The organism is Clostridia bacterium (genome assembly GCA_012840125.1).
Classification (GTDB): domain Bacteria; phylum Bacillota; class DULZ01; order DULZ01; family DULZ01; genus DULZ01.
This window is the reverse complement of sequence record DULZ01000090.1, coordinates 32470-42569: the sequence shown is the minus strand read 5'-3', so window position 1 is coordinate 42569 and position 10100 is coordinate 32470. Positions and strand designations below refer to the sequence as shown.

General features: G+C 51.4%; 9 protein-coding genes. 1 reads left to right on the top strand and 8 read right to left on the bottom strand.

Annotation, left to right across the window (positions count from 1 at the left end; genetic code table 11):
* Nucleotides 1-505: 505 nt before the first annotated feature.
* From GXX34_10435 to GXX34_10420, 4 genes are all read right to left on the bottom strand, one after another.
* A complete protein-coding gene (locus GXX34_10435; protein HHW07920.1) occupies nt 506-646 on the bottom strand; it encodes a cyclic lactone autoinducer peptide in 141 nt (46 codons plus the stop codon).
* 244 nt (nt 647-890) lie between these two features.
* Complete coding sequence (locus GXX34_10430) at nt 891-2210, bottom strand: GHKL domain-containing protein (protein HHW07919.1); 1320 nt, start codon at nt 2208-2210, stop codon at nt 891-893.
* Nucleotides 2207-2926 (bottom strand): response regulator transcription factor, encoded by a 720-nt coding sequence (locus GXX34_10425; GenBank protein HHW07918.1) that lies wholly within the window; start codon nt 2924-2926, stop codon nt 2207-2209. The genes GXX34_10430 and GXX34_10425 overlap by 4 nt, the downstream gene beginning before the upstream one ends.
* Before the next feature lie 123 nt (nt 2927-3049).
* Nucleotides 3050-3448, bottom strand: a complete 399-nt coding sequence (locus GXX34_10420; protein ID HHW07917.1) for a hypothetical protein — start codon at nt 3446-3448, stop codon at nt 3050-3052.
* A 71-nt stretch (nt 3449-3519) separates the two neighbouring features.
* On the opposite strand from GXX34_10420, the gene GXX34_10415 reads away from it, so the two are divergent.
* Complete coding sequence (locus GXX34_10415; protein ID HHW07916.1) at nt 3520-4677, top strand: DMT family transporter; 1158 nt, start codon at nt 3520-3522, stop codon at nt 4675-4677.
* Nucleotides 4678-4739: 62 nt separating this feature from the next.
* Here GXX34_10415 and GXX34_10410 read toward each other — a convergent pair whose 3' ends face one another.
* The 4 genes from GXX34_10410 to GXX34_10395 all read right to left on the bottom strand — a co-directional run bounded on the left by GXX34_10410 (nt 4740) and on the right by GXX34_10395 (nt 10099).
* A complete protein-coding gene (locus GXX34_10410) occupies nt 4740-5303 on the bottom strand; it encodes a hypothetical protein (protein ID HHW07915.1) in 564 nt (187 codons plus the stop codon).
* A 31-nt stretch (nt 5304-5334) separates the two neighbouring features.
* Nucleotides 5335-6513, bottom strand: coding sequence for a multidrug effflux MFS transporter (locus tag GXX34_10405; protein ID HHW07914.1), 1179 nt, complete (start codon nt 6511-6513; stop codon nt 5335-5337).
* Nucleotides 6514-6749: 236 nt separating this feature from the next.
* Nucleotides 6750-7913 (bottom strand): phosphoglycerate dehydrogenase, encoded by a 1164-nt coding sequence (locus tag GXX34_10400; protein HHW07913.1) that lies wholly within the window; start codon nt 7911-7913, stop codon nt 6750-6752.
* 107 nt (nt 7914-8020) lie between these two features.
* Nucleotides 8021-10099, bottom strand: a complete 2079-nt coding sequence (locus tag GXX34_10395) for a glycine--tRNA ligase subunit beta (protein HHW07912.1) — start codon at nt 10097-10099, stop codon at nt 8021-8023.
* Nucleotide 10100: the final 1 nt, after the last annotated feature.

Here is a 10100-nt window from a genome sequence, read left to right as displayed (position 1 = left end):
GTATTGAGCCATTCAAATTCCTCCTCTTAGAATTTTGGTTTTCCCGCTTCTATTCTAACTGAGGAATTTGTTAATGGCTCCTATATTTTTTAGGAGACCAATTTTACACCATTATACGGACTTAACTAAAACCAGAACGTTAGCTACAAGCAGAACTAGCAACCTTTTTGAAGTCTTTGAGACAACTATGCTAGTAAAGTCGGATCTTCTAATACATACACCATCAACAAGAAACGCATATGCTACCAGATGAACAACATCACAGCTTTGCCCTAAGTATTTAAGAAGTTAATACTAATAACCTCTGCTAATTACCAAACACCGTCCTGCTAAGCATTAATGGCTAAGGATTAAGAAGAGTTCTTAAAACAATACATGCCCAAGAATTAGCATAGCGCAAGGAATAACCAATTCAGCACGCAATTAAAACAGATTATTTCCGTCGGAAAAAACTCATGATTCGTGAAAATTTGATAATTTGCCATGACTGGATTTAGTCATTGGGCTAATGTTTCTGCAAGCATTCAGGTAGCTTGGGCTGATAAGTAATAAATATGCAGGCTGTTCCTGCTGAAGCATTGCCAATCATGATTGCCATGGAAGCAATACACCACAATAACTTTGTCCTCAGCCTACCTTTCAGCACCGCATTCCCCCCTTTCTCAAATTAGTCATGGATTCCTTCTACTGAAGAGAATGAAGCAGTCCCGACCCGAATTGTGATTGTTACTTACATTATAGAGGAAATATTTGTTAAGATAAGGGATTTGGCACGAATGGTAGCTAAAACAGCACGAATGGTACCCCGCCAAAAAAATAACCCCATTCCTACTGGAATGGAGGGGTCATAAGGGCCTATTACGACAATGGTTGAGTCGTATTCTCAACCATCAATAAATTATAGGCAGCAACACCCGAACGGTAAATGTATCGCCCCGGTGATCCAACTGCATCAGCCCGTCATACTTTTTTACAATATCTTCCACAATACTGATGCCAAGTCCATGGCCGGGAGTGTTTTTGGTTGATATCCACCGGTTAGCCTGTTCATCAAATTTCACTTTGCCATCAGTCGGATTAATGATACGTATCATGAAATAATTCTTCCTGGGACCAATCGTGACGGATATTGCCTTGACTCTTTCCTCATCGTTTATACGCTCTACCGCTTCAATTGCATTGTCTAAAAGATTGCTGAGAAGCGCCGTCAAATCCATTCCCTCTAACATTAGGCCAGAAGGATAAACTGCTTCTTGAACTTTTATTTCAATACCACGCCGGGAAGCTAGAGATATTTTACTGTTTAGCACTATGTCCACAATATGATTACCGCTTTGAATAATCTGTTCGGAAGCTTCCTGGGCTGCACTAACTTCCTTCAAATAGGCTGCCAGTGCCTCATATTGCTCATTGGTCAGAAGCCCCCACATTACTTGAAGATGATTCTTTACATCATGACGCAGCTTCCGCTGCCGGTCATACATCTCTTGTAATTCCTCATGAAAAACGGACTGCATTTCCACTTGCTTCAGTTTCAGGCGCTGGAACGTCAACTGCTTGTTCTGGTAAGCCATAAAGCTGAAAACCCCAAAAGAGAGAATATTCAGAATCAAAATAACGAGAGATGCTAGGGTAAAGGCCCATTGGGTAGCACTGTCCCCCCGGACCAATGTTTCTCCCAGTAATAGCAAAAACATGAGACCAATGCTTAAGCCAGGGATGATGAAAAGCAGCCACCCGGGTAAAGTACCGAATGAATCATGTGATTGTGTCTTGAAATAGAGTAGAAAAATGAGGGCCAGTTGGATTAGTTTCACCAACACAATGAGCAGTAGCCGGTAAGCATTTGGTTCTAATACTAAAAGTAATGGGACGTTAACTATTTTCATAAAAACGAAAGACACTGCCAGGTCAACGCTAAACAGCAATGTCATGGTGAAAAGAGGCCAAAAAACGCGCTCATTGAAAGACCCTTTCAAGAAAAGCAGTCCATAAGCCACCGCCAGTACCAAGCCGGTCAAGGCATTCAGCAGGGGAGAAGAAGCCACCCAATTAACACTCGACAAAACAATGAAGAAAAACAGGCCATAGAACAGCACCCATACCTTTAGGTGGCTCCTAACTCCTAAACGACTGCTGACAAAAAAGAGAAACAAGGCTATTTCCAGGCCATTAACCAATAACTCCAGTGCTGCCCAAGCCCATGTCACCGCTCATTTGCCACCCAATCCATAAATGCTTTCTTGACAACGGGATACTGTTTCCGGCTCACCGGCACCCGTTGACCATTGTCCAAGAGACAATGGTCTTCCTTCAAACGAAAGATGCGCCGGAGATTAACTAAGTAACAGCGATGGCTCCGTATAAAACCTCGTGTACCCAAGGTTTGTTCCATCGAGGACAATGTTTCTCGCATTTCCATCACGCCATTTTCCCAATGGATTTCCATCAGATGCCCTCGACTTTCTATAAAAAGGATATCCGGCAATGCCATCTTGGCGTAGCCGTCTAAGGCAGGAATTAAAACTATCTCATGTTCTTTGGCCTCAAGCTTGGCAGCTACGGCATCAAGCGCCGAGAACAACCCCTCCTGCTGGATTGGCTTGAGCAGATAACGAAAGGCTTCCACTTCGTAACCCTTGGTCAAATAGTCCTTGTTAGCGGTAATGAAAATTATGAATACTTCTTCATCTAATTCCCGAATTGCCTGAGCCGCTTCCATCCCGCTGATTCCCACTTCCATATTGATATCCAGCAGCGCCACATCATACTGTCCGGCCGTCTGATAAGATCGCAACAAGTCCTTGGCCGTTTTGAAAACGTCCAGGTGAATTGCTTTTTTCCTTTTTTCTCCCCAAGCAGTCACGGCAGCTTGCAACCAATCCAACTGATGCTGCTCATCCTCACAAAGGGCGATCCTGAGCATGTCTGGTGAACCTCCTGCATGGAAACCTGCTGCCAGGGATCCTATGGCAGTTCAGACAGAAATGAACCACAGGACAAGCGGAGGAAGCTATCAAATGCCGGTTCAGAGATGCAAGGGAGATAATCAGTGATACACCGTCTCAAAAAGCCTAACGGTCGAGTAATAGTACTCCCCGTTGCTCAAGGGTGTTCTAACCTGTACCTGGCCGCTGACCGTCACTTGATAATCATTGTTTTGGCGCACACTGATGGCGTAGCCGGTAACTTCCACTGCACCGGCACCCGTTTCCGCCGCCACGTACATTGGCTGCAAAGGAATTTCTATGATACGGTCATGAAAACAGCAGGCAGAAAGGCCGATGACAATATACCCTTCCAGATGTTCCGCGGCGAAGGGTATGACCACTTGCCGATGGAGATCATAATAATCACCCAACGCCCAAGTCGCCTGCGGCCAAAGCAGCACGCCGGACATTACCACAAGACACAAGGCTAATCTGACGTACAGGTTTTGGCTTATCATAATCCAACCCCCGCTCTGGAAATAAAATAATAAAGTATTGATGGAATTGCTGCTTCATTTTCCATACTGAAATGGAAAATAATATCGCATCTACTAAAAGTATACTAAATACAGGGCAAAATTGCCAGCTCCATAATAAAAGGGGGGCGTTGCGCCCCCTCTTCTCGCGACCTGAAAAACCCAAACCAGCCGCCGGCTGCTTGACCACAACAGTTGTCGACACGGGTTTCCCGTACTATAATAGATACAGTCTTCACTCCACAGCAACTTTAACAGCGGAGGTCATAGCATTGCCTGTAGAACGTCGTCATGTACTGGGCCACCTGGCGGCCGTCACCTGTACCCTCTTCTGGGGCATGACTTTTGTCTCAACCAAAATTCTCTTGCGGGATTTCACTCCCCTGGAAATCCTCTTTTCCCGTTTCCTGATGGGCTATATAGCCCTTTTCATCATCTATCCCCACCGGCTGAGGACTGATAACTTCAAAGAAGAATCCCTGTTGATGGCCGCCGGCCTTACCGGGGTCACCATCTATTTCCTCCTGGAAAATATCGCGTTGACCTATACCTTTGCTTCCAATGCCGGGGTGCTGGTGGCTACCGCCCCATTGTTTACGGCGGTACTGGCTCACTTCCTGCTGCCAGGCGAGAAACTGCGCAGCCGGTTCGTGGTAGGCTTCATCATAGCCATCACCGGCATCTCCTTCATCGCCTTTAACGGCAGTTTTGTTTTAAAGCTCAATCCTTTGGGAGATTTCTTGGCCATTTCCGCCGCCGCCGTCTGGGCTTTGTACTCCGTCTTGATGCGTAAAATCAGCCAGTTCGGTTACCACACCGTGGCCGCCACGAGGCGGGTTTTCCTGTACGGCTTGCTGTTCATGCTGCCTGCTTTTTTCTTTTTGGAGCATCACCCGGACTTCAGCCGTTTCGCCAAACCGGTTAACCTGTGCAACATCGTATTCTTGGGCTTGGGGGCCTCCGCCCTCTGCTTTGCCCTGTGGAACTGGGCGGTAGGTGTGCTGGGCGCGGTTAAAACCAGTTTCTACATCTACGGCAATCCGGTGGTCACCGTCATCGCCTCCGCCATCATCTTAAAGGAGAACATCACTTCCATGGCTTGCGCCGGCACCATCCTGACGCTGATGGGACTGTATATTTCCGAGCAAAAGCCAAAAAGTGAACTGGATACAACCGGCCGGCACCACATAGCAAGACCGGGTAGTAATTAACCCGGTCCAATTGCACAGGCAGCGTGCGGGGGTACGGCCCCATTGCAGCCTAGTATCCCCTACTAAAGACCCGTACAACTTGTAACCCGCGTCAGGATCTCTCGCGTGAATGTTTCCTGGCCAAGGTCTGTCATTAATACCAGGATATCTCCGGCCAGGATTTTAGTATCTCCGCGAGGAATGATGTCTCTTTCTCCTCTTCTGATGGCAATCAGCAAGCAATTCTTGGGGAGGTCAATCTCCTTAAGATATTTGCCGGCAACGGCAGCCCCGTGTTGGACCACTACTTCCACCGTCACTTTTTCGTCTCCCCGGACGTCGAAAGCGGCCGGGTCTTTTTCTTTAATCAAGTTCTCCAGGAGAGTGTCATAAATGGGAGCGCTTTTTAGCAAGTCGGCGACAACATAAGCCACCACGGAAACCAGGGTGAGTGACAACAGGCTGGCGAATGAACCGGTCATTTCCACCAGCAGGATAACCCCGGTAATGGGGGCCCGCACCACGGCGGTAAAAAAACCGGCCATGGCGATGATGACCAGGTTGTTAAAAAGTCCCGGGTCGAACCCAAAGTACGTGACGGCTGCATTGCCGAAGAGAGCTCCTATCGTAGCCCCCAGGACCAGCATGGGAAAGAATATCCCTCCGGGGCGATGGCCTTCATTGCTTTCTTTCGTAACCCAAGCGGGCCTTAACTGCTTCAGGGCGAATCAGGGTCAAGTAACACAACACCGCACCCAGGCACAGGCCGGCAATGACTATGCCCAGGGGAACAGCCGTACTCTCCCCTCCTAAACCCACAAGAGGAGCGGCAATCCCGCCGAACAAGAATCCTAACACCCCCTGCACCGCCGCCGCACTGCCGGCTGCGGCCCCCTGGTTTTCCATGGCCAGGGAAAAGCCGGTGGTGTTCACGATACCCACGGAGGAGACTACCATGAACAATGCTATCAAGACGGCGTACAATCCCATACCCGTCAGGACAGCGGTCAAGAGGAACATGGCCCCGCAAAAGGCTAGACTGATACCGGCGATAAAAAGAATTCTCTCCTCAATCCTGCCCGCCAGCCGTCCCGTCACCTGGGTGGCCAGCACGATCCCCACGCTGTTCATGGCGAAAATCAGGCTGTAAGTTTGGGGTGACGCCCCAAAAACGTTTTGAATGACAAAGGACGAACCGGAAATGTACGCAAACAAGGCACCGCTGATTAAACCCTGGACCAGGCCATACCCCATAAATGCCTTGTCCCTAAACAGCACTTTGAAGGTGGACCAGGTCCGTCCAATCCCCGCCGCTGAACGCCGGGCCGGCGGCAAGGTTTCCTGCAGTCCCACCCAGATAGCCAGGCACAATGCCACGCCGAACAAGGCCAGGGTGACAAAGATCCCCTGCCAGGGCAAAAAGAGCATCAGCTGGGCCCCGATGACCGGGGCCACGATGGGGGCCACCCCGTTGACCAGCATCAAATGGGAAATGAACCTGGTCATCTCCGTTCCGGAATAAAGGTCCCTGACTACGGCCCGGGCCACCACCATACCCGCGGACCCCGCCAGGCCTTGGATGAAACGCAGCACAATTAAGGCCCAGATGGAAGGAATGAGAGCGCACAGCAAGGAAGATACGGCGTACACGACAATGCCAGCCAGCAAAGGACGCCGGCGTCCCAAAGCGTCACTCAACGGTCCCACGAACAACTGCCCCAGGGACAAACCAAGCAAGAAAGTGGTCAGGCTCAACTGCACAAAGGAAGCACCTGCGGACAGGTGCTCCGCTATCCCCGGCAGGGCAGGCAGGTACATATCAATCGACAAGGGCCCGATGGCCGTGATAGACCCCAGGATGATCGCCGTCTTAATGGGGCTGAAAGTTGCGTCTCTTTTCAAGCAAATCCACCACCTTAATGTTTCTCTACCCGGATCTTATGCTAAGCCCGTATGTCCCGGCAAAGCCGGCATCTTCCTGATCAAACTTATTAAAATTCTGGGGCTACAATACAACCTCATAACATAAAAAACCTCCTCTTGTCAACTGGACAAGAAGAGGTGCAGGTACAGGAAAAGGCGGGTGCATGCCGCTACTTGATCACCCGGACCCGCGCCACACCCGGGATCTGGCTGATCTTGGCCACCATCTCCCGGCTCACGGGGCAATCCACATCGATCATGGTATAGGCCCACTGTCCTTTGCTCTTGTTGGTCAAATTGGCGATGTTGTAATTCTCCTGGCCCAGGATGGCAGTCAATTGCCCCAGCATGTTGGGGATGTTCCGGTGATTGATGGCAATCCGCCCGGCATGGGTGCAGGGTCCCATATCGCATTCGGGATAATTCACCGAATTCTTAATATTCCCGTTCTCCAAGTAATCCATCAGCTGCTGCACGGCCATGACGGCGCAGTTCTCTTCGGATTCCACCGTGGAAGCACCCAGGTGAGGTATGGAAATGACCCCTTTCACCGGTGAAATCCTGGGGTTGGGGAAATCAGTCACATAGCAGCTCACTTTGCCCTGCTCCAAGGCCGCCATGATATCATCATCTACGACTAATTCAGCCCGGGCGAAATTGAGAATGCGCACACCGTCCTTCATGACGGCGAAGGCGTCTTTATTCAGCATTCCCCTGGTATCGCCCGTCAAGGGTGTATGCAAAGTGATGAAGTCACACTCCCGGAAAATCTCTTCCAGGCTCCTGGCATGGATCACGTGCTTGGAGAGCTTCCAGGCACCCTCCACGGAAATATAAGGGTCGTACCCGTAGACTTCCATCCCTAATTTGATAGCCGCATTGGCCACCAAAAGCCCCACGGCACCAAGGCCGACCACTCCCAATTTCTTGCCCTGGATTTCGATGCCGGAAAACTGACTCTTATGCTTTTCCACCAGCTTGGGCAGGTCCGGGTCCTCCACCAGGGACTGCACCCAGTTGACCCCATCAATAATATTCCGGGACGCCAGGATCAAAGCTCCGATCACCAGCTCTTTTACCCCGTTGGCATTCGCCCCGGGGGTGTTAAACACCACGATTCCTTGTTCCGCGCACCGGTCCAGGGGGATATTGTTTACGCCGGCACCGGCCCGGGCGATGGCCACCAGGTGAGGCGCAAATTCCAGTTCATGCATGCCGGCGCTGCGGACCAGCACCGCGTCAGCGGCGGCAAAATCCTCCACCAGCTGGTATTGGGGCGTCAACAAGTTCAGGCCTGCCGGCGAAATCGCGTTGAGGCAATGGATCTTAAACACGCTGCACCAACTCCTTCTTGAGAATTTTTTGTAGGCCAAAACCGCATGAAATGCTGGCATTAAGCGATGAGGTTTGGAAAGGACACAGGAGCAATGCATCCTGTGTCCTATTTGGCCGCAATCCGCGAAAAATCCGCCACCGCCCGCGCCAGTTTCACCACCCTTTGCAAGAGAGCCAAGCGGTTTCTTTTCACTTGCTCATCTTCTACCATCACCATCACCTGGTCAAAGAACCGGTCAATGGGCTCCCGCAGGGTAGCCAGTACTTCCAAGACGCTGAAGTAATCCTCCAGGGCTAAATGCTTTTCAACCAAGCGGCTGACCGTTTGGATACTTTGGTAAAGCTCCTGCTCAGCCGGCTCGGCCAGCAAAGCAGCATCCACACCGGCTTCACCGGCATTTTTCGCAAGATTGAAGGCCCTGGTAAAGGCGGTGCTGAGGGCGTCAAAAGTATCCCGCTCCATGAACTTCACCAGGCTTTGAGCTCTTTGCAGGGCATCCACGGGTTTGTCGGCACCCACGGCCAGCACCGCGTCCACCACGTCATAGGAGAAACCGTATTCTTCCTGGAAAATGTTCTCCAATCTTTGCCGGAAGAAGTCCAGGATAGCTGCCAGGGCTCTGGCGGCATCCTCGCCGGCAAAACGTTCCCCGTACAGCTCAATCGCGGCCTGGGCCAGTTCCTTGAGGGACACCGGCAGCCGGTGCGCGAGCATGATCCGGCAAATACCCAGTGCCTGCCGCCTTAAAGCGTAAGGATCCTGGGAGCCGGTGGGAATGAGCCCTGCCAGGAAACAACCGGCAATAGTATCCATTTTATCAGCTATGCTCACCGCCATCCCGGTTTGGCCGGCCGGTACCGCATCCTGGGAAAAACGGGGCTGGTAATGCTCCCTAATGCCCTGGGCCACTGCCTGGTCCTCGGTTTTGAGAGCATAATAGCCGCCCATGATACCCTGCAGTTCGGGGAATTCATAAACCATGTTGGTCACCAGGTCTGCTTTGGCCAGGTAAGCGGTGCGCTGCACCTGGGCCAGAACCTCCGGGGTCCAGCCCAGTTTTTGGCCCAGGGTTACCGCCAGCTTCTGGATTCTGACGACTTTTTCCCAGACGGTACCCAGCTTTTCCTGGAAGACGATGCTCTTTAGCCGTTCTACTTTGTTTTCCAAGGGCTCTTTTAGGTCTTCCTGGTAGAAGAAATGGGCATCATTCAAACGAGCTGCCAGTACCTTTTCATTACCTTCCCGCACATTATCCAGGTACCGGTCGTCACCGTTTCGCACCGCCAGGAACTTGGCCAAGAGCTTCCCGTCAGCACCGCGAAGGGGGAAATACCGCTGGTGTTCTTTCATGGGCGTGATGACCACCTCTTCCGGCAGCTCCAGGTACTCCGCGGCAAAGCTCCCCGCGAAACTCGTGGGGTATTCCAAGAGATGGGTAACCTCTTCCAAAAGCTCCTCATCCCAGTCCACGGTGCCTTTTTCCCGAGCCGCCAGTTCAGCCAGCTGCGCCCGCACCAGCTCTTTTCGCTTGGCCTGGTCGACGATGACATAAGCTCTTTCCAAAGCGGCAAAATAATCCTGAGCATGGGCCAAAGAGATCTTTGTCGGAGCCAGGAAACGGTGGCCGTAGGTAACCCGGTCGCTGGTCACACCGGCAATGCTGAAGGGAATCACCTCACTGCCCCTTAAAGCCACCAACCAGTGAATGGGCCGGGCAAATCTAAATTCATAGTCAGCCCAGCGCATGGGCTTGGGGAAATAGAGCTGTTTTACCAGTCCCGGCAGCAGTTCCGGCAGGATCTCCGCCGCCGGCCGGCCCACTTCCTTCACGGTAGCAAAGACATATTCACCGTTACCCACGGCCTTGATCACCAGTTCCCCCACATCCACTCCCTGGCTCTTGGCAAAGCCCAAAGCGGCTTTAGTGGGATTGCCATCGGCGTCAAAAGCCGCTTTCTTGGCGGGACCTTTCACTTCTTTCACCAGGTCCGCCTGAGTCTCTGCCAGGTCCGTCACATAGAGGCAAAGCCGCCTGGGAGTCCCGTAGGTAGCCACCTCCTTATACGACAAACGGGCTTCCGTCAATTCTCTTTCCGCCAGTTCTTTTAATTGTTTCAGAGCCGGCTCCATAAACCTGGCCGGGATTTCTTCCGTACCGATCTCGAATAATAGGTCTTGGCTCATG